Genomic DNA, 20,462 nt, shown 5'->3' on the forward strand with positions numbered 1-20,462 from the left:
TTTCATTTTACCCTTGATGGATGGCGTGTAAACGGCCATTATTCAATGACATTCTAGCCGCTTCATTTTCTCCTGGATTTTCCCTTGATGAGCTCAAATCAGATCGAATTGTATAGTTTCTACCTATCGACCCAAAGAACTTAACGTAAAGGGCTTAGACTTTTTCATTTTCTTTTGAAATACACTTCTGTGGACTTCCCTATTAGCACTTCAAATTCTAAAGTTATGAATTTAAAATTAGCGTTTGCCTCATGCAAAATTTTAAACACCAAGTTATAGCTGCTAGATCCATTAAAAATGACAGCAGCTTGAGAAAAGCCTATTGTATTAGAAATTCCTAACCGTTACGTATTTTTCTTCAACACAGTACCCTGAGGTAAACGCAAGGTTTTAGTTAAATTTTTTTATACCAACTTTACCTAATGTAAATTTTTGGAGCCGACCAAAGTGTAAACTTATTTAAATATCATTTAGAGACAACTTGTTTTTAAGGAAAGAAACGATCTTTTTGATCTGATAAAGGCAAAGGGCACTCTGCTTTAGACATGAAGCGATGGCGATAACGGGCCACTAAACGATAGATCCAATCAAATAAAAAAGAAGGAAAAAAATATAACAACCCTAGAAAGGTCCATCCTTTTCCAATTAACCAACAAATCCTAAAAACGGCCTGGCTGCTAATACAGATTTTGAAATGAGGACTTTTAAAATTTTCAATAAAAATGAGAGTGTCAATATTTCTAGCGGTAAAAGGTAAGTGAGAAAGGCGCTGCTTAGCAGTTTCACCTTGTAAGGGAGCAAAGGCAAATTGTTTATCATGATCGATTTTAATCAAAAACTGAACAAGTGAATCACAAAGTCCACATTCTCCATCATAAAAAACTAAATGATTGCATTCATTCATTTGACAATAGGGGAATTTCGTTTTAACTCATCAAACTGTTTAATCAACTCCATCACCTCATCGTCTGAGCAATGGCCGCTTTGCACTTTAATTTTAATTTCCTCTCTTTTGTGCATCCAATTTCGATCTAATATTTTTTTGACCGTTTCAATTAGCAATTGCTCAGCTTTTTCTTTGTTCACCTTTTTTTGCAATAGGTCTGATAAAACCAACTGTCCCTCTGCATCATCTAAGTCAATCGCTAGCGATAATAAATCACAGGAGCGTTGATTCTCATAATTATTACGATAGATATCATAAATTTTTTGACAAATGGCAACGCGAAAATCTTCTTTTAATAAATTTGTTCTGACTATTTCAACCAGCTTTGTCTGTTCTTGACCCAGTAATAAAAGCCATCTTAAAAGATCCGTTTCTAAAATTCGGTCAGGGTCAATCGTTTGCGCCCCAACGCTTGCAGATTTTTTAATATAAATATTGGGTAAATGATTTTTGCCCACACCGATAATTTCTTCGGGTACTTTCATGAGATGGGCTAATTTCCGAAGAGTTTCATGAACCATGAGAGGATGATCCCATTCACGAATAAGCTTAGTCGCTTTTTGAACTAGCTCATTTTTAGCGGCAGGAGAATCTAAATTTAAGTCTTGGGAGAGATGTTTAATTAAAAAGTTCAAATAATCAGAGCTATTTTTGAGCAATTCTAAAAAGGCTTCAGGTCCTTGCTCTCTCAAAAAACTATCGGGATCTCCCCCAACTGGCAATTGCACAATGCGAACTTCAATCCCCTCTTTTTGAAAAAGATGGCCAATTTTGCTTGTTGCTTCTTGCCCAGCAAGGTCAGAGTCGAGAGCTAAAAAAACTTGATTCACACCTAAATTGATCAGTTCTTGAACATGCCCTTCACCAAATGCTGTTCCTTGCCCTGCCACTGTTAAATTAAATCCCATTTGAATGAGACGAAGGGCATCAATTTGTCCTTCTACAATAATGGCTTTGCGCTCTTTTGCTATTCTGCGACGAGAATAATTCAATCCAAATAAAACACGAGATTTTTTAAATAGGGAAGTTTCTGGAGTATTGATATACTTTCCTCCAAATGTTTCTTCCTTATATTTCCTTCCTGAAAAACCAATCACTCCTTGAGAATGGTGGTGAATGGGAAAAAGAATGCGATCATTAAAAAACTCTCTGACTTGGCCATCTTTATTCACGCTCAACAAACCAGCTTCTAATAACGAGTCATCTTTGATTCCTTTTGCCTGCATAAATTTACGAAAAATCCCTGCTGTTTTCGGAGCCAATCCCACTTGAAAATGGCAAATAAAATCTAAATCAATGCCTCGATTATAAAGATAATTTAATGCTTCATGCCCCTCTTCTGAATAGAGCAGACAATAATGAAAAAACTGAGAAGCAGTCTCTAATGCTAACTTTAAAAAAGCTTTAGTTACCCCTTTTTTTTCTTCTCGATCTTCCACTAGTTCTAAACGAACCTGAAAGCGTTGAGCTAAATGTTCAACTGATTCGGCAAAACTGAGCTTTTGATGGGACATCAAAAATTGAATTGCATCTCCATGTGCCCCGCAACCGAAACAATGATAATGAGAATCTCCTTTTTGAACGATAAAAGAAGGAGATTTTTCATCATGAAACGGACAGAGACCTTTATAAGAAGCTCCACTGCGCTTAAGTTCAATATGAGAAGATAATACTTCGACTAAATCGACTCGTTGTCTCAGATTTTCTAAACTTTCTTTATTAAAAATAGGCATCCTTTATTCTCCTTAATCAAACCATTATTATAAGGAATTTAATTTAAATTTGCATCGAAGAAGGTTTGAGAAATCTATTTTTTATTTTAACAAACAAAATTAAATTTTTAATGATTAAAAAAAATCGATGACAAACATTTATTTTTGGTAAGTTTCATTTTTAAATTACCTTAAAGCAAGCACTAATAGCAAAAAAACTAAAATTGCGTTATAATGATTAATCAAGTTTTTAATTCGATGAAGTATTTGAATAAAGAATAAAACTTTTCGTTATATTCAAAGTGTTCGTTATCAATACCGGGCAGAATAAAAGGCAACGATGGAACAAATCTGCGGTTACGTTGAAAGATTGACATTTCATAATTCAGAAAATGGATATACCGTTGCACAGCTCCAACAACCAAAACAAAGTGAATTAACTTGCATTGTTGGATGTATGCCAGGTATTCAGCCAGGAGAAACGATTCGCTGTAACGGAAACTGGAAAACGCATCTCATTCATGGAAGACAATTTGAAATATCTAGTTTCCGAGTCGAAGCGCCCGCCGATATTTTAGGGATCAAGAAATATTTAGGGTCTGGCTTGATTAAAGGAATTGGACCGAAATACGCCACTCGCATTGTAGATATTTTTGGAATAGACACTCTAAAAATTATTGAAGAGTCTCCCCAAAGGCTATTAGAAATTGAAGGACTGGGAGCCAAACGAGTTGAAAAAATTCAAGCCTGTTGGATCGAACAAAAATCGATTCGAGATGTAATGATTTTTCTTCAAGGGCATGGCGTTAGTCCAGCATTTGCTCAAAAAATTTTCAAAAAATATGGTTCGCAAAGCATTTTAAAACTTAAAGATAATCCTTATTGCTTGGCTAGAGATATTTTTGGAGTGGGCTTTAAAACTGCTGATACAGTTGCTCAAAAAATGGGCATTTCTAAAGATTCAGAACAAAGAATTGGAGCAGGAATTGAGTATGTTTTATCTCAATTATCGGGAGATGGGCATGTTTGCTATCCGGTCGATGAATTTTTAAAAGAGGCTGAAACTCATTTAGAAGTAAAAGCAGATTTGATTGAAAAAAGACTCGAAGGGCTTCAGAGTGAAGAACGAATTATACTCGCTCAATTAATTCATGAAGGGAAAATACGGGACTTTATTTGGATCAAGCCATTATTTATTGCCGAAACAGGAATTGCACGAGAGCTTAAAAGACTCAAAAATGGGGTCAGTACCTTTCGTTCAATTAATAAAGAAAAAGCTGTGGAATGGGTACAGGCACAATTAAAAATTGAATTAGCTCCTAACCAAAAAGAAGCCGTTGCCAAAGCAATTTCGACAAAATTACATATTATTACAGGTGGCCCAGGAACAGGAAAAAGCACAATTACAAATGCAATTTTACAGATCACTGCGATTCTAACTCAAAAAATTTTGTTAGCAGCTCCAACAGGAAGAGCAGCTAAACGAATGAGCGAAATTACCAAACGAAAAGCCTCTACGATTCACAGCCTTCTGGAATATGATTTCAAATCAACAGGAGGTTTTAAACGAAATCGAGAAAATCCTTTAGATTGCGACTTAATCATTATCGATGAAGCCAGCATGATTGATACGTTTTTAATGTATAGCCTTTTAAAAGCGCTACCCGACCACACGCGAGTGATTTTTGTTGGGGATATTCACCAATTACCGAGCGTAGGGCCGGGTAACGTCTTAAGTGACATGATTACATCTCTTACAATCTCTGTAACGACATTAAAAGAAATTTTTAGACAAGCGGCAGGTTCTCACATTATTACAAATGCCCATCGAGTCAATAAAGGAATGTTTCCCAGCCTTTATAATGGACAAAACAGTGATTTTTTCTTTATCGAATGTCAGGAAAATGAGGAAGTTTTAAATACCATAGTCAAATTGGTCTCCCAAAGACTTCCTAATCGCTATGGATTTAATCCTAATCAAGATATTCAAGTATTGGCCCCCATGAAAAAAGGGTTAATTGGCACAGAACACCTCAATCAATCCCTACAAATGATTCTTAATCCAAAAGAGCACGCTCTTTTTAGAGGAGGACAAAAATTTCAAGTGGGTGATAAAGTCATGCAAATTCGCAATGACTATCAAAAAGAAGTTTTTAATGGAGATATTGGTTATATTCTCAACATTGATTCAGAAGAACAGCAAGTTTTAATTCAATTTGAAGATAAAGAAGTTGTTTACGATTATACTGATTTAGATGAATTGATTTTAGCTTACGCTATTTCCGTTCATAAATTCCAAGGAAGCGAGTGTCCTTGCGTTGTCATGCCAGTTCATACAAGTCATTTTATGTTACTTCATCGCAATTTACTTTATACAGGCATTACAAGAGGAAAAAAGCTTGTTGTTTTGGTTGGCACTAAAAAAGCTTTAGCAATTGCTGTCAAAAAAGATGATGTTCAAAAAAGATATACTAGCCTTCAAAATGCTTTAATGGAAATTATTTAATGTCCAAAAAACAAACTACACCTATTTTTAAATTATCCAAATTAAAGAAATCTTCAATCAGTAGCTTACTTGCTTTACTTGTCTTTGCTATCTATCAATTTTTGTCCGATGAAAAGCAAGTAACTTCCCCTTCTCGCAACCAAGAAATTGCTTACACTACCCCAGCTTCTATTCTTATTACTTCTGATACCATTCAGTTTTATTCCAACCAAACGGAAGATGATTTAACACAACTTTATCTTTCTACTATTCAAAATGCTAAACAGTCAATTACCTTTTCGATTTATTCATTGATGAATCCCGAAGTGATTCAAGCTCTTAATCAAAAAGTAGACGAAGGAATTTCCGTTCATATTGTTTGTGACGCCAAAGCTTCTGTTGGAATTTCTCGAAAAATCCCCAAAGCCTCTATTGTGAAAAGAATTTCTGCTGGGTTGATGCATCAAAAAATCTTAATCGTAGATAAAGAAAAAATTTTATTGGGTTCTGCTAACATGACAACCGATTCCTTGAATGTTCATGGAAACTTAGTTTTTGCTTTTGAACATCCTTCTCTTGGCCAGGCTTTGTTCGAAAAAACATTGAGTATGGACGAAGAGGGAAATAGTAAAAAACTCATGCATTGCCAAGCGCAGCTAGGTCAACAAAACCTAGAGCTTTGGCTCCTTCCAGATGATCAACAAGCGGTTAATCGCATTTTGCAGTTAATTCAATCTGCAAAAAAAACTATTAAAGTCGCAATGTTTACCTGGACAAGATCTGACTTAACTCAAGAGCTTATCCAGGCAGCAAAACGTGGCGTCAAAGTGGAAGTTGTGATTGATCGTTATTCGGGAAAAGGAGCTAGCGCAAAAGTTGTAAATTCGCTAGCCAATGCAGGAATTCCCATTCGATTGAGCACAGGCCAAGGTCTATTACATCATAAATTTGCTTATATAGATGAGGATACTTTAATTAATGGCTCCGCTAATTGGACACAATCGGCTTTTAAAGTTAATGATGATTGTTTTGTTGTTTTAACTTCTTTGTTACCTCAGCAAAAAATGAAAATGAATCAATTGTGGAGTGCTATTAATAAAAAATCAGAAAAAGTCTCAATAAATAAAAAAAAGGGCCAAAAATGAAAATTGGTTTATTGGGATATGGAAAGATCGGGCAATTAATTGAAAAAATAGCTTTGGAAAAAGGACATGAAATCATTGCTATTATCACACGTGAGAATAACGATTTTCAAAAAAAATTAGAGGGGGTAGACGTATTAATTGACTTTAGTCATCCCGAGGTTGTTTTGGATCATATCAATTGGAGTATTGTCTTAAATAAACCTATTGTCATTGGAACAACAGGATGGGAAGATCAATTAGAGCAAGCACGCGAACAAATTCAAAACAGTACGACCGGCTGCTTGTATTCGCCTAATTTCTTAATTGGTATTCAATTATTTAAACAAATAGTCTCTTATGCAGCTCAATTAATCCGTCCTTTTGAAGAATTTGATATTGCTGGAGTCGAGCTTCATCATAACAAAAAATTAGACACACCGTCAGGAACCGCGAAAGCCTTAATTAAAAACATCCAAGAAGTTTTACCCCACTATTCATTGAAATTTAGTAGCATTCGATGCGGACATATGCCTGGTACGCATACCCTTTATTTTGATAGCCCAACGGATACAATTATCCTCACTCATGAAGCAAGAAATCGCGAAGGTTTTGCTATGGGAGCCATCAAAGCAGCTGAATGGTTGAAAGATAAACAAGGTTTTTTTACTATTGAAGATTTAGTATTTTAGACAGTTTAACCGAAGCAAAATATGTATTTAAAAGGTCTTTATACAGCCTTAATTACCCCTTTTACTCCAACTGGTCAATTAGATGAAGAAGGGTTAAAAAAGCTCATTCAAATTCAACTTCACCATCAGGTAGATGGGGTTGTCGTCTTAGGAACAACTGGAGAATCCCCTACGTTAACACAAATTGAAAAAAGACGGATTATTGAAATAGCATTAGAAGAAATTCAAGGCCGAATAAAAGTGATTGTTGGCACTGGAAGCTATTCAACGCAACAAGCAATTGAACAAACTCTTCAAGCCAAACAAATGGGTGCTGATGCTGCGTTGATTGTCACCCCATATTATAATAAACCAACTCAAGAAGGAATATTCAAACACTTTGAAGCGATTAATCAAGCAGTCTCTTTTCCGATTTGTCTCTATAACATTCAAAGTCGAACGGGACAAAATATTCAAACGCATACGCTTAAACGAATCAGCACTCTTTCTTCGATTATTGGCGTAAAAGAAACATCCGGAGATATCAATCAAATCATGGATGTCATCGAAGCATTTCGCCAATCTCATCCTAACTTTGCTATTTTATCTGGTGATGATGCTTTAACTCTTCCTATGATTGCTTTGGGAGGGCATGGCATTATTTCTGTTGTCAGCAATTTAGTTCCTGCCGCAATGAAATCTCTAGTGAATGCGGCACTAAATGGAAATTTCAAAAAAGCACGAATAATACATAACCAACTTTATTCTTTCATCAAAACTGCTTTTATCGAAACCAATCCAATTCCGATTAAAGCGGCCTTATCTTTAAATAAACTGCCAGCAGGTTCCTGCCGTCTCCCTTTATGTGATCTCAGTCAGAATCATTCTCAAAAGCTAGCTCAAATTCTTAATGAACTTCCGCAAGAGTGGGTCTCTCATGGTTAAGCGTAATGTGCATTTGACAAAACTCCAATCAGGGTATTTATTTCCAGAAATCAATCGAAGGAAAAATGAATTTTTAAAAAAACATCCTTCCGCTCAATTAATTAATTTAGGCATCGGTGACACTACGCAACCCATCCCTCTTTATATTTCTGAAGCGATGCAAAATTTTGCCAAACAATTAGCCTCAGAAAAAACTTACAGGGGTTATGGAACAGAACAGGGTTCGATACTTCTTAGAGAAGCGATTGCTGAGCAGTATTACCAAGGTAAAATTGATCCTCAAGAAGTTTTTGTTTCAGACGGATCTAAATGTGATGTGGGTCGTTTGCAAATTCTTTTTGGATCAGATGCAACTATCGCCGTACAAAATCCTACTTATCCTGCTTATGTAGATACCGGTGTGATTAATGGACAAGCATCCTTCTTTCAAACATCTACTAAACAATATCAGAGAATAACTTATATGAGTTGTTTACCTGAAAATAATTTTTTTCCTGACTTAGCAAACTTACCAAAAACAGATTTGATTTATTTTTGTTCTCCTAATAATCCAACGGGCAGTGCTGCAACAAACGAACAATTAAGGGAATTAGTTCAATTTGCCAAAAAGCGCCAATCTATCATTATTTTCGATGCTGCTTATGCAAGCTTCGTCAGAAGTTCACATATCCCTCGTTCAATCTATGAAATTGAAGGGGCGAAAGAAGTGGCCATTGAAGTAGGCTCTTTTTCTAAAATGATTGGATTCACAGGTGTTCGCTTAGGTTGGAGTGTTGTTCCAAAACAATTGCGTTTTGAAGATGGTCATTCAGTTCAACAAGATTGGGAGCGAATTGTCTGCACTTTTTTTAATGGCGCCTCAAATATTGCCCAAGCAGGAGGATTAGCCGCCCTGCAAAAAGAGGGATTGCAAGCCATTGACGAACTTTCCAGCTATTATATGAAGAATAGCAATATCCTTAAAAAAGCTTTTGAAGAGTGTGGATATAAGGTGTATGGAGGAGAAAATGTTCCTTATTTATGGGTTCATTTCCCACAACTAACGTCTTGGGAAGCTTTTGAAATCCTACTTAAACAATCGCAACTTGTCAGCGTCCCAGGTAGTGGATTTGGATCGGCTGGAGAAGGTTTTTTGCGCTTTAGTGCTTTTGGTAAACAATCTGACATTACTGTCGCTTTGCCCAGAATCAAACATGCTTTATTGAAGATTAAGCCTACAGTTTACTGATTGAATGAATTTAAGCCTGTCCACTTAAAAATCTTTGACAAGCATCTCAAATAGATCTGGTCATTTTCTGTCGCAATTAAATTCCCTTAAGTTGAATAAAATCTTTAAACATAGCTCTAATTTGAAGTTTTTCAACTATAAAATAATTTGTTACCCATGCAAGCATTTTGATTTCCTCTTTAATGAAACAATCTCTAAATTCCTTTAAATTTTTTGATTCAGCTTTGAAGTTGAAAAAATTATAAACAGCTGCAATCACAGACTTGGGCGACGGCGATAAGAATAGCTATTTTTTGAAAGATTAGGGCTTAAAATCTTCTTTTAGCTTGAGGTTGGGATTATTGTCATGCGTAACGCTATAACGTTAATTTCTATAATAAAAAATTCATCTAGCATAGATTTTACATTAAATGAACTTTCTCCAACGATTGCATTTTTTATAAAAGGCAAAGTATATTCAATATTTTTTACAAATCGATAATAATTAATTAAATAATAAACAATTAAATATTAGGCATACCATCCTTTCCAACTATCAATCACAACAAATAATTAATATACATTATAAATGATAGCATAACAAATAAAATAAAGCACAAATGCGAAATAGATTGCTATTTTTTAAATTTATTTCTATAAAAAATATTCATTTAAACAAAGGAGTAATCTATGTTATTTAATCGCTCGTTCAATATTGGTTTCTTTTTACTTGCTATTTATCTGATTTTAGTTGGATTAGTCTCGATCGTTGGAGGATTAGTTTTGCCTCCTTTATTAATGGGAATTTTAGCTCTTTTGTCAGGCATTTTCATTCTGATGAGACGTTAAACTCTAATCTAAGCTTATACATAAAATATTTATTCATTATTTAAATATTGAATGTATAAGCTCTCATTCACACCCTGTCGATCTGGGTAATAATCCTTGCTCTAAAACCCCGCCAATGTTATGGTATTTTTCCAATATGATTCTCAGGTGAAGGTTAATCGTGTCTGTTATTCAACTTGCGATGATTTTTTTTATTGTTACTAATCCTATCGGCAATTGTCCTACCATTATTACCCTTATTAAAGACTATTCAATTAAGCAACAGCAAAAGATCTTATTTCGTGAATCGATATTTTCGATGATTTTAGCGATTCTTTTTCTGTTTTTAGGCGAGATATTCCTTACAAGTTTTCAAATTCAAAACTATGCTTTGACAATTAGCGGAGGCATTCTTCTTTTCATTGTCGCCCTTAAAATGATTTTTTCTGATCGATTGAAAACGAAAACGGACACACCCAAACAAGCCCCATTTATTGTTCCTATCGCCACCCCTCTTTTATCAGGTGCTGGGCTCCTCACAATGATCATGCTTTATTCCAAAGAAGAAGCTAACGACTTAAAAATGTTATGTGCCATTTTGTTAGCGTGGGTTGGAATTACTACCGTCTTAGTCACAGCCCCTTATTTACAAATATTTCTCGGTAAACGTGGTCTAGCAGCCTTAGAACAATTAACGGGGATGTTACTTGCCATGATCGCCATTCAAATGATCGTTCAAGGATCTGGTTTGTTTTTAACTCTTCTATTCGCTGTTTAAACCTTGAGAAGCCCTTTCCAGGAGTATGAGAATGAATATCTTTAACATTGCACTTGTTCTTTTTTTTATCATGGACCCTATTGGGAATATTTCTTCTTATCAAACCATGGTCAAAGAGCTCGATCGTAGACATCAATCTAAAATTATTTTTAGAGAAATGCTCATAGCTCTTATCGCAATGATTTTTTTTAATTATATAGGAGAGTTTATTTTTAATTTTCTCGATTTATCAGAAACAACCGTGCGTCTTTCTTCAGGGCTTATTTTATTTCTGATTGCTATCAAGATTCTTTTTACTGCAAATGATAGCCCACGAGCCAACCTTCCTCAAGGGGAGCCATTCATTTTTCCTTTAGCCATTCCACTGATTGCTGGGCCTGGTTTAATGGCAACCATTATGTTATATGCTCATCTTGAACCTTACCAATCCATTATGCTAGCATCAATCTTGATCGCTTGGATTTTGTCCGTAATCATTCTGTATTTTTCAAAGAAAATCAAATCTTTCTTAGGAGAAAGTGGATTGATGGCCTGTGAGAGAATGATTGGAATGGTGCTTGTTTTGATTGCAGTTCAAAGATTTTTAGAAGGCATTTTACTTTTTTGGACTACACAACCCCATCCAACTTGAGTCTCTCTAAAAGTATGCAAAATATTAAATTGAAGATTGCTTATGATGGACAGGCGTACTTTGGCTGGCAAAAAACTCCTGCCGGCCCAAGCGTTGAAAAAACGCTTCAAAACAAATTGGAACAAATACTGCAACATACAATTTCTTTGCAGGCAGCAAGCCGTACAGACAAAGGTGTACATGCAAGAGGGCAAATAGTCAATTTTTTAACAACCAAGTCGATTACAGATCTACAAAAATTTATTCTCAGTTTAAATAGTTTGCTTCCTACAGATTTACGTATCTTATCGGCAGAAAAGATGCCTTCGACTTTTCATCCCACTTTAAATTGTGTCGCCAAAGAATATTGTTATTATATTTGTTATGATTTTGTTCAACTTCCTGAATACCGTCCCTATTCTTGGCATTGCCCTTTCCCTCTTATGTTAGGAAAAATGGCACAAGCTATTTCTGTACTTATTGGCGAACATGACTTTTCTGCTTTTTGTAATTTAAAAAAAAATGTTAATTATACAGATTATATTCGACGTGTCCAAGCAATTCACCTGGAAGCCCTGAATCATAAACGTCTTTGCATTCGTATTAAAGGCAATCATTTTTTATATAAAATGGTGCGAAATATTGTGGGTACTTTAATTTATGCAGGAAAGGGAAAGATAATGGTAGAAGATATCCCTTCAATCCTTCAATCTCAAGATCGAAAAATGGCTGGTGTGACAGCCCCCGCACACGGACTTTTTCTTCAAACAGTTCTTTATTAAAATTTTAGGTTTATTTGCCTGTGTCTCGTTTTTGCCATTTAAGCTTTAGTCGAAAAAGTGGAAAGATATTCTACAAAAAGAACGACTCCAAATCCTATGGCTATACAAACAATAGACTTTATCAAAATAAATGAAGACAAGGAAGGGAAATAAGGAGTTTCTAAAAACAGTTGAGGCCCTTTATGAAGCTTTAAAGGAGCTAATAGATACTTATAAGTCCAAAAAGGCCAAACCGAGCGCAAGGCTCCAATCATGAAACCTGAAAGAACAGCGATACTGATATCTGGATAATTTTTTAAAAGTGCGCTTGCTATTCTTGCAAAACAAAACCCTCCTATCACAATCCCAAGCAAAAGATTGAAAAGCACCAAAACAGCTTCTTGATCTATATGTAAATATTTTAAACCGGTCACTAAATCTGCTAATGAGGCGATAATTAATGGATACACTCCCAGAAGCACTAACAAATAACTTCCCGACACTCCCGGTAAAAGCAAAGCACACACAGCAATCGCTCCACAGATAATTAACCAACCATCAAAAAAACCAACATGATGAACTTTAGCAAATTGCCGACTTTCTCCGAGAACTTGGCCTTGCCTATCAAAAACAAGAGAAGTAGGAGTGATGTTTTTTTTCGCTGTTAATACACTTAAATCCGAAGCTGATAAATTTTTAAGCAGTTTTCCATCGTAATTAACAAGTTCAACGGGAAAACTTCCTAAATCTACTCTGATAGCATATTTTCCTTCTCTGCTATTTGAAAGAGTGAAATCTGTTAAAAAGTAAGCTATGCTCAAGCCAATAATCAGAGCGATCACTTTGAAACAAGACCATTTTTTGACCTGGCGAATACAAAAAACAAAAGAGGCTAAAATCAATCCAAGAAAAAGAGAATAAAGATAAATACGGTAAGTTTCGTTTGAAAGAATCCAATGCAGAAAGCTGGAAAAAAATATCATTGAGCAAGCAATCCCTGAAACGAGTGTCAATAAAAATTTCCACTGTGTTTTTTTCAGAAATTGACTCCATTGAAAAGTAAATAAAAGTTTTAAAGTATCGGTATTAAAACTTTTTAAGCTTTCTAAAAGAGCTTGATAAAATCCCATAATAAAAGCAATCGTGCCACCTGAAATTCCTGGAATCAAATCTGCCATTCCCATGCATAATCCGCAAAAAAAGAGATAGACTCCCTTAAAAGGCATCAAAGAACTCCCAAGATCTTAGCTACATACCACGCAGCAAATAAAACGCCCATAAAAGCCAAAACCCACATGACATTAGGAACCCATTTGACACTCGCACCAGGGTTACTTCTGACCTCTAAAGTCCCAATTCCATAAGCAAATTCCTGTGCTTCTGGTCTATTAAAAATATAGGGTTTTTCCCTGATAATAGATTCCCCATCAATTCCTAAAAAAGAAGCATATTGTTTAAAAAAACCTTGGGCATATACGGGCGAAATTAATTTTTCCATCTCCCCTTCTTCTAAAGCTTGTAAATAAACCATTCTGATTGAAGTTGCGTTTTCAGCTTCTTTTAAAGAAATTTTTAATTGTTTCCGTTTTTGCCTTAATTGCTCTCCAATTTCTTTGATCTCTTTTTGGAGAACTGGATCTAATTCCAAGCTATTTTTTTTACGTTCCACTCTTTTCTCCTCATTTGGGCTAAACTCAAGCATAAACTTATACATGATTTTACATTAGACTTCCTGCTAAATCCATTAAAATTAAAAAATGGATGAGTTCAAATGGGATTTAGATAGCAAGTAGAATTTAAATGTGATAAAGTTTTTGCAGTTAATATTTAATTTCGTCTGCGTTTTGCAAATGCGTATTCGCAGCTAGTGAAATTCCTTTTTTTAGATGATTAATTTACACCTCATGAGCAGTTTGCCTCCTTTCGTTACAACACTTGACTTAAAATTAGCAGAAAAATTACTGAACGATCTTCAACAACAAGGTTTTTCCATCACTATACCTGCCTATACTCGCTTTTCTGCCAGTAAAAAAGGATTAACATGTACTCTTTATACATCAGGGAAGTTAGTCGTCCAGGGCAAAGAGCAAGCTCATTTTATTGAGTTTTATCTGGAACCAGAAATTTTAGAGTCCTTTGGATTTAGCCATCCCACAACTAAAATAGATTTAACCCCACATATTGGAATTGATGAATCTGGAAAAGGAGATTTTTTTGGCCCTTTGTGTATTGCAGGTGTCTACATCCAGGCTAATCAATTTTCTAAATTACAAGCTTTGGGAGTCAAAGACTCCAAAACATTAAGTGATAAAACAATTAGACAATTAGCTTCTCAAATTAAAAATCTTTGCCTTTATCACATCGTCAAAATTAATCCGGCAAAATATAATGAAATTTATCAAGATTTCAAAAATTTAAATCGTTTGTTGGCCTGGGGGCATGCCACGACTATTGAACAATTGATACTTCAATCCGGCTGTCAAACAGTGATTATTGACCAGTTTGCCGATGAAAAAGTAGTTTTACTGGCTTTAAAGCGAAAAAAATTAGATGTGAACCTCACTCAAAGGCATCGAGCAGAAGATGATTTAGCCGTCGCTGCCGCATCCATTTTAGCTAGACAAGCCTTTATTGATGGACTTGAACAACTAAGTAAAGAAATCCAAATTCCGCTTCCTAAAGGAAGCTCTTCTGCCACACAAAAGGCTGGAAAAGAAGTGTTAAGAAAATGGGGTGAAGAAAGATTAAGAAGTATCTGTAAGCAACATTTTAAAACTCTTGACGCAATTTTAGGTAAAGTCGGAAAATAGTGGCAAGAATTAGACCTTCTAACAAAATAAGTTGAAAAGTTAACATCTCGTTAGCCTTTCACTAACCAAATAATGATTAAATTGCAGGTCGTGCATGACAAATAAAACCTTAGTTTATTTAACTTTTCTTGTTTTAATTGGAATGGCTATTTTATTTGCTTTAAACATGACCTCATTATTAAGTGGTCAACCCGATAATCAAACATACTTAAAATACAATCAAGTGAGAGGCATAGCTGTTTCTCACAATAAAAAGCTTTACACACTTAATTTTAAACAACAAAATGATTTAATTGAGATATTGAATCGTGCAGTTAGGGTGGTTGGAGTTAAGCCTGGTAAAAGACAACGACCTAACATCGATCAAATCATTATTTATCAGTTCAAAGACCAGCCAGATATTGTGATCACTCCTATTGCTTATGTTGATAATAATCTTGTTTTTTCTGCACCCAGCTGGAATAAAGATACTTACTTAATGGAAATTAGTGATGGTCGATTACTGCAATTAATTTCTCAAACTTTTGATCCTTAAAATTCATGCTAAAACAACTCCGTATTCAAAATATCATTTTAGTCGAAAATGCCGATATCTCATTTAGCTCTGGCTTGAACATTCTAACGGGTGAAACAGGATCTGGTAAATCCGCTATTATGCATGGATTAAGTCTGGCAATTGGTGAAAGAGTCGATACCTCATTGATTCGCAAAGGATGCGATAAAGGTATTGTTGAAGCCATATTCGACATTGATCGTCTAGATTTGAACAACCTTCTTGAGGAAGGAGGAATTGATCACGAATCTCACCAAGATCTCATTATTAGACGAGAAATCGCGATTACGGGTAAGAATCGTATCTTTATTAATAATCAATCAGCTCAAGCCTCATTTTTGCGAAAATTAGGATCACAAATTGTTCAAATTGTCGGTCAACGAGCTAATCAAAATCTATTCACTCTTGATTATCATCGAGAGGTGTTAGATATCTATGGAGGTTTAAGTCCTTTTTTACTGCGTTATAAAGAAAGTTATGTTTATGAAAATGAATTAAAAAAACGCTTAGACTTGTTGATTCAGCAAGATGCTCATCGAATGCGTGAAATAGATATTTGTAAAAGTGAATGGGAAGAGCTAGAAGAAGCTCAATTAAAATCTGGCGAAGACGAGGAACTGTTTACTGAATATACGATACTATTTAATAGTGAAGAATTATCTGAAAAAACCCGAGAAATCAACCAAGCTTTATCAGGAGAAAAAGTTTCTATTTTAGCGATTTTAAATCGCCAAAAACAAAATTTAGAATCTCTTAGTCATTTTGATCCCATTTTAAAAGAAGTTGAACAATCTTTTCAAAGTGTTTTTTTAGAGCTTCAAGAAATTTCCCATACTTTACGTCATTATCAAAACAAACTTAATCATAATCCAGAACGCCTACAAATTGTCAATGAGCGCTTAAGTCTTCTAAATCGCTTAAAGCGTAAATATGGGGGAACAATTGATGAAGTAATTCATTATCAACAAGAGATTAAACAAAAACTTTTCCGATTAGAAAATACCGATATCGAAATAGAAGAACTTAAAATTGAATTACAACAAGTTCAGACAGATACGAATAATTTAGCTAGAATCTTGTCCGAAAAAAGAGTGCTACTTGCTCGTCAGCTTCAAACTGCTCTTAGCACTCAATTACATGCTTTAAATATGCCCAAAGCAGAATTCAAAGTCACAATTGAACCTCAGAAAAGGACATTGATCGGAGATGATAAGATTGAATTTTTTCTTCAACCAAACGTGGGAGAACATCAAATTGCTTTAAAAGATGGGGCGAGTGGGGGAGAAATTTCTCGGGTATTATTAGCATTACAAACGATTTTAGCTGGAAAAGAAAAAATTCTAACTTTGATCTTCGATGAAGTCGATGCGAATATTGGAGGTGAGACAGCTTCCATTGTGGGTGACAAATTAAAAGAAATTGGAAAGCAACATCAAGTCATTTGTATTACACACTTCCCTCAAGTGGCAAGTCTAGCCGACCATCACTTGCAAATTTCCAAAGTAGAAAAAGATGGTCGAACTCTCACACAAGTCCAAAAACTCGACAAAATTTCTTGTCAACAAGAATTAGCGCGTATGGCAGGTCAAAAGTCTCTTGCTTTCTCACAATAACTCCTTAGTTTCAATCAATTGCAACTCATTAGGAATGCGCTTTAATACTACTATGTATGCATTTCTATTTTGACAGAATTCTTCTCGAGAGATTCTTTCAATTGTTGACGCAGTATCATTGCAAACCCAATATTCATCACCTTGTTTTACGTAAGAAATATAATGCCCACAATTTAAGCCTCCTTCATGAACAACATAACTAGCTATTTCGTAACGAGCACTTGAATGATCATTTGGTGACGGATCAAAATAAAGAGATAAATCAATTTCTAAATTTTCAGGAAAATCAACAGGATCTGTTATTTTTAATCGTTGTTCAAAATTGCCTGCAAATCTTTTTAGTTGAATAGGTAAAACATCAGGAAGTGATTTCAAACGCATCCAGGTTTGATATCTCTCAGGCCGAATAGGAGCCATTTCATTCTCGACTTGTGTTAAAGCTTGCTCATTGACAATTATTCCTTCTGATGGAATAAAAGTTCGTCTATCTTCTACAGCCGCATGTACACATTCTTCTTTTTCAAATGAACAACGAATTAATTCTTCCAAACTTGATATATTTGTAACAAAAGGAATTTGGAGGATAGAAAGGGTTTCTTCACGACTTATAAATTGTCTCCCAGGCAAATCGACTGTTTCGGCAAATTCTTGAAAAGAATATGTATATTCTAAAATTTCAGTCATCAACACCTCAAATATACTAGAGGCATCTAATTGTCTTTTTAGGTTTACCATTTCTAATTCTGGATGCAATTGAGATTTAAATAATAAATTACGCAATTTAAAAACAGATGAGCTTGGTTCACTAAAACGAGTAGCCAAAAAATAATCTACATAACTAATTTGATTTTCCGAAACTGTTTGATAGCTATTCAGTAGCAAGTTCAATTCATTTTTTAATATTTTCCTTCTTTCTAAACTTGATTTTTTATTTTTCAATTCGAATTGTTTGTTATTTAAATCTTGCTCATTCAATTGCCCATTTGCTATTTCAAATTCTAGCTTAGCTATTGTTTCTTCTAAATAATCTTTTTGCAATCTATCTTTTACAATTGGCAAAGCAATCAGGGCCTGCAAAGAGCTATCTAGGTAACAACTGTTTCCTATATTTTTAAAATGGGGAGGTTTTTGTATACTTGAAACTTGATAACCAAGCTTTTCAAATAATAACCAAATACAATCTTGATATTCAGGAGGTATCATTGAAGTGTAAGGAATAATGGCTTCTTCAATTTTTTTTGAGTCCTCATAAAGCTCTTTCATAATTTCAGGAGGGATGATGGAACCAGCTGGTAATAAAAGATTAAAAATTTCAGAAAACGCTTTAAGAATAGCAGGAGCTTCATAATCTAAATAACTTACTAATTGATTATTCAAGTCGTCATATTTTTCTTTTAAAGCCTTAATATCATAATGAATAGGAAGAGGAGGCTGTCTTCTGCTAGTGATATCACTATAGTTTTTTAATTGCTCATAGATACCTGTAAATTCTTTATATAAGTTGTAGAATGCATTTAAATCTCTTCTCAGAAGATTTTTTTGTTTGAATTGACAAGATAAAAGGAAAAATTGACTATCAAATTTAGTTCTCTTTAAATCAAAAGAGTTTAAAAGTTTTGTGAAAGAGTCGCTACGGACGTCAACTGAGGGAGAAAAAGCTAATCCCAAAAACGCTTCTCGCAAAACATAAATTTTTCGATCACAAATTTTTTTAATCAAATAATGACTATTCCAAATAAATTCCCTTTGCCGAATTGAACGGTCCCAGAGTGAATAAATTAATTTTGTAAGGGTAGTAACAATATAAGAAACATCATTTTTTTTAGAAACTTCTGGGATATGCGTATCAGAAAATTGTGGTGGATTTGTTTTATCAGGGTATTCGATTCTTTGTAAAATTCCCATTTCATCTCTCAATAATTAAAGAATTTATAAAATTTTAACCAAATCATTTTAGCATATAAATTAAAATTTATCAACAATATTACCACTATTTATAATTTTATAATTAATAATTTAAATTTGTTTTCCTTATTCATAAACTACAAATATAGATTAATTTCAACTAATCAAAATTTAACGAAAAAATATTTTTAATTTGACGAAATTCAAAAAAATCGCTACAAGAGAACCAAATTTTATTTATGACAAGTTGACCGAAATTAGGCTAAAACTAACAGTTATTGTTTTTTCAATAATGGTTAGTCGAAAATTAAATTTTAAGATACTTGCCTCTAGAAAAAATAAAAACTTGTTAGATATTTGTAAATTTGGGTAGGACAAGAACGTGAAAAAATTTTGGCTTTATGCATGTTTAACATTAAACTGCACTTTTTCTCTTTTAGCAACCGATATCGCTTTAGATTTTAGTGATTATGGAACAGAATCTCTAGCTAGAGATTCCAATAGTGAAACCTTTTATCATCAACCAGGGGAACAAAAATCATATCCTTATAACTTTAATGTTTATTTTGATAGCATTAGCGATGCCAAAATCGATCGAGGATATTACAAAGGTGATAAGGTTCGTTACAAGGCTGTAGAAGCAGAATTAGGAATGGTTTTCTATAATCGTCCTACCTATTCGGAAGCCGCTAATGTGGCAATCAGCTATACAGAGACATATTTACACTGGTCGGAAAATCCTTGGTTTGACCAAGATCGTTTTCACACACTTTCTTTTAGTGTGGGAGGAGTGACTAAAAGACTTGAAAATTGGTTTTGGAGGAGTCAATTAGACATCAACTACGATACAACAGGAAGCTCTGTAAACTCTCAATATTTATATTATGATCTTCTCTTATGGGGCCGTTATGAATATAGCCAAAATTTTGGATTTCATATCGGTTTTATTGGCCAAACAGGCATGGGTCTAGATAAAGTTTACCCCATTTTGGGAGCTGATTGGCAAATGTCTAAAAACTGGAAATTGAATTTAGTATTTCCTGTTAATGTATCTTTAGAATACAACTTAAACAATCAGTGGTCTTTAGCGATTGCAGGTCGAAATTTTGATATTAGACACAGAGTAAAAAAAGATGAAAGTTACGGGAAATCATTAATTCGTTACCAAAATATGGGAGCAGAATTTGCAGTAAAATACAATATTGATTTTTTAACTGCGAATCTTCATGCTGGAACAACGCTAGGCGGTAAGTGCCGAATTTCTAATCATAATAACCATCATCCTCATCATTACAATTTACGCCCAAGTGGTTATTTTGGCGGCGAAGTTGATATTAAATTCTAAAGAAAAAATCTTTGTCATTCAAACTTGAATGGCAAAGTTTTATAGACCTAATTTCCTCTAAAAATTTATTTCCATAAATAAAAATCAGGTTGACCTTGTGTTGACCTTCTAAAAATCTATTAAAAATTGCACTCCTTCTATCTCCAAGGAATTTTTATCCTAAGAACAAATT

The 20,462-nt window shown here is 34.4% G+C and carries 18 protein-coding genes; 13 read left to right on the top strand and 5 right to left on the bottom strand.

Annotated features, from left to right (window positions below; all coding sequences use genetic code 11):
* Positions 1 to 487: 487 nt before the first annotated feature.
* Entirely contained in the window at positions 488 to 904 is a 417-nt protein-coding gene (locus BU804_RS03895) for a thiol-disulfide oxidoreductase DCC family protein (protein WP_075883065.1), read from the bottom strand.
* A complete protein-coding gene (dnaG, locus tag BU804_RS03900) occupies positions 901 to 2,679 on the bottom strand; it encodes a DNA primase (RefSeq protein WP_079988592.1) in 1,779 nt (592 codons plus the stop codon). The genes BU804_RS03895 and dnaG overlap by 4 nt, the downstream gene beginning before the upstream one ends.
* A 319-nt stretch (positions 2,680 to 2,998) precedes the next feature.
* Here dnaG and recD2 point away from each other — a divergent pair, with 319 nt between their 5' ends.
* The 9 genes from recD2 to truA all read left to right on the top strand — a co-directional run bounded on the left by recD2 (position 2,999) and on the right by truA (position 12,085).
* Positions 2,999 to 5,164 (top strand): SF1B family DNA helicase RecD2, encoded by a 2,166-nt coding sequence (gene recD2 / locus BU804_RS03905; protein ID WP_075883066.1) that lies wholly within the window; start codon positions 2,999 to 3,001, stop codon positions 5,162 to 5,164.
* The gene (locus tag BU804_RS03910) at positions 5,164 to 6,288 is read left to right on the top strand and encodes a phospholipase D-like domain-containing protein (protein ID WP_075883067.1); all 1,125 of its coding nucleotides are present in this window, start codon (positions 5,164 to 5,166) and stop codon (positions 6,286 to 6,288) included. Before recD2 ends, BU804_RS03910 begins: the two co-directional genes overlap by 1 nt.
* A complete protein-coding gene (locus BU804_RS03915) occupies positions 6,285 to 6,956 on the top strand; it encodes a 4-hydroxy-tetrahydrodipicolinate reductase (protein ID WP_075883068.1) in 672 nt (223 codons plus the stop codon). Before BU804_RS03910 ends, BU804_RS03915 begins: the two co-directional genes overlap by 4 nt.
* A 21-nt stretch (positions 6,957 to 6,977) precedes the next feature.
* Complete coding sequence (dapA, locus tag BU804_RS03920) at positions 6,978 to 7,880, top strand: 4-hydroxy-tetrahydrodipicolinate synthase (RefSeq protein WP_075883069.1); 903 nt, start codon at positions 6,978 to 6,980, stop codon at positions 7,878 to 7,880.
* Entirely contained in the window at positions 7,873 to 9,108 is a 1,236-nt protein-coding gene (locus BU804_RS03925) for an LL-diaminopimelate aminotransferase (RefSeq protein WP_044044859.1), read from the top strand. Before dapA ends, BU804_RS03925 begins: the two co-directional genes overlap by 8 nt.
* A gap of 669 nt (positions 9,109 to 9,777) precedes the next feature.
* Positions 9,778 to 9,936 carry a hypothetical protein gene (locus BU804_RS14020; protein ID WP_162831833.1) on the top strand — a complete coding sequence of 53 codons (159 nt, stop codon included), beginning with the start codon at positions 9,778 to 9,780 and terminating at the stop codon, positions 9,934 to 9,936.
* 160 nt (positions 9,937 to 10,096) lie between these two features.
* Positions 10,097 to 10,693: a MarC family protein gene (locus BU804_RS03930; protein ID WP_011175234.1), complete on the top strand. Its 597-nt coding sequence runs from the start codon at positions 10,097 to 10,099 to the stop codon at positions 10,691 to 10,693.
* A gap of 31 nt (positions 10,694 to 10,724) precedes the next feature.
* Positions 10,725 to 11,324 (top strand): MarC family protein, encoded by a 600-nt coding sequence (locus BU804_RS03935; RefSeq protein ID WP_079988593.1) that lies wholly within the window; start codon positions 10,725 to 10,727, stop codon positions 11,322 to 11,324.
* Positions 11,297 to 12,085, top strand: a complete 789-nt coding sequence (gene truA, locus BU804_RS03940) for a tRNA pseudouridine(38-40) synthase TruA (protein WP_193427197.1) — start codon at positions 11,297 to 11,299, stop codon at positions 12,083 to 12,085. Before BU804_RS03935 ends, truA begins: the two co-directional genes overlap by 28 nt.
* Before the next feature lie 38 nt (positions 12,086 to 12,123).
* Here the strand turns inward: truA and BU804_RS03945 are convergent, their stop codons facing one another.
* Both BU804_RS03945 and BU804_RS03950 read right to left on the bottom strand, forming a co-directional pair.
* Entirely contained in the window at positions 12,124 to 13,290 is a 1,167-nt protein-coding gene (locus BU804_RS03945) for a DUF368 domain-containing protein (protein ID WP_075883071.1), read from the bottom strand.
* Positions 13,290 to 13,733 carry a helix-turn-helix domain-containing protein gene (locus BU804_RS03950; protein ID WP_226988475.1) on the bottom strand — a complete coding sequence of 148 codons (444 nt, stop codon included), beginning with the start codon at positions 13,731 to 13,733 and terminating at the stop codon, positions 13,290 to 13,292. Before BU804_RS03950 ends, BU804_RS03945 begins: the two co-directional genes overlap by 1 nt.
* Before the next feature lie 235 nt (positions 13,734 to 13,968).
* Between BU804_RS03950 and rnhC the strand changes: the two genes are divergently transcribed.
* The 3 genes from rnhC to recN all read left to right on the top strand — a co-directional run bounded on the left by rnhC (position 13,969) and on the right by recN (position 17,040).
* A complete protein-coding gene (gene rnhC / locus BU804_RS03955) occupies positions 13,969 to 14,874 on the top strand; it encodes a ribonuclease HIII (protein ID WP_075883077.1) in 906 nt (301 codons plus the stop codon).
* A 94-nt stretch (positions 14,875 to 14,968) separates the two neighbouring features.
* Complete coding sequence (locus BU804_RS03960) at positions 14,969 to 15,409, top strand: hypothetical protein (RefSeq protein WP_039357436.1); 441 nt, start codon at positions 14,969 to 14,971, stop codon at positions 15,407 to 15,409.
* Positions 15,410 to 15,414: 5 nt separating this feature from the next.
* The gene (recN, locus tag BU804_RS03965; RefSeq protein ID WP_075883072.1) at positions 15,415 to 17,040 is read left to right on the top strand and encodes a DNA repair protein RecN; all 1,626 of its coding nucleotides are present in this window, start codon (positions 15,415 to 15,417) and stop codon (positions 17,038 to 17,040) included.
* Here the strand turns inward: recN and BU804_RS03970 are convergent.
* On the bottom strand, positions 17,032 to 18,945 hold the full coding sequence (locus BU804_RS03970) for a hypothetical protein (RefSeq protein WP_075883073.1): 1,914 nt from the start codon (positions 18,943 to 18,945) through the stop codon (positions 17,032 to 17,034). The two genes, recN and BU804_RS03970, sit on opposite strands and share 9 nt — an antisense overlap.
* Positions 18,946 to 19,327: 382 nt before the next feature.
* On the opposite strand from BU804_RS03970, the gene BU804_RS03975 reads away from it, so the two are divergent.
* The gene (locus BU804_RS03975) at positions 19,328 to 20,290 is read left to right on the top strand and encodes a DUF6268 family outer membrane beta-barrel protein (protein WP_075883074.1); all 963 of its coding nucleotides are present in this window, start codon (positions 19,328 to 19,330) and stop codon (positions 20,288 to 20,290) included.
* The last annotated feature ends 172 nt before the right edge of the window (positions 20,291 to 20,462 follow it).

Source organism: Candidatus Protochlamydia sp. W-9, from assembly GCF_001950615.1.
Lineage (GTDB): Bacteria > Chlamydiota > Chlamydiia > Chlamydiales > Parachlamydiaceae > Protochlamydia > Protochlamydia amoebophila.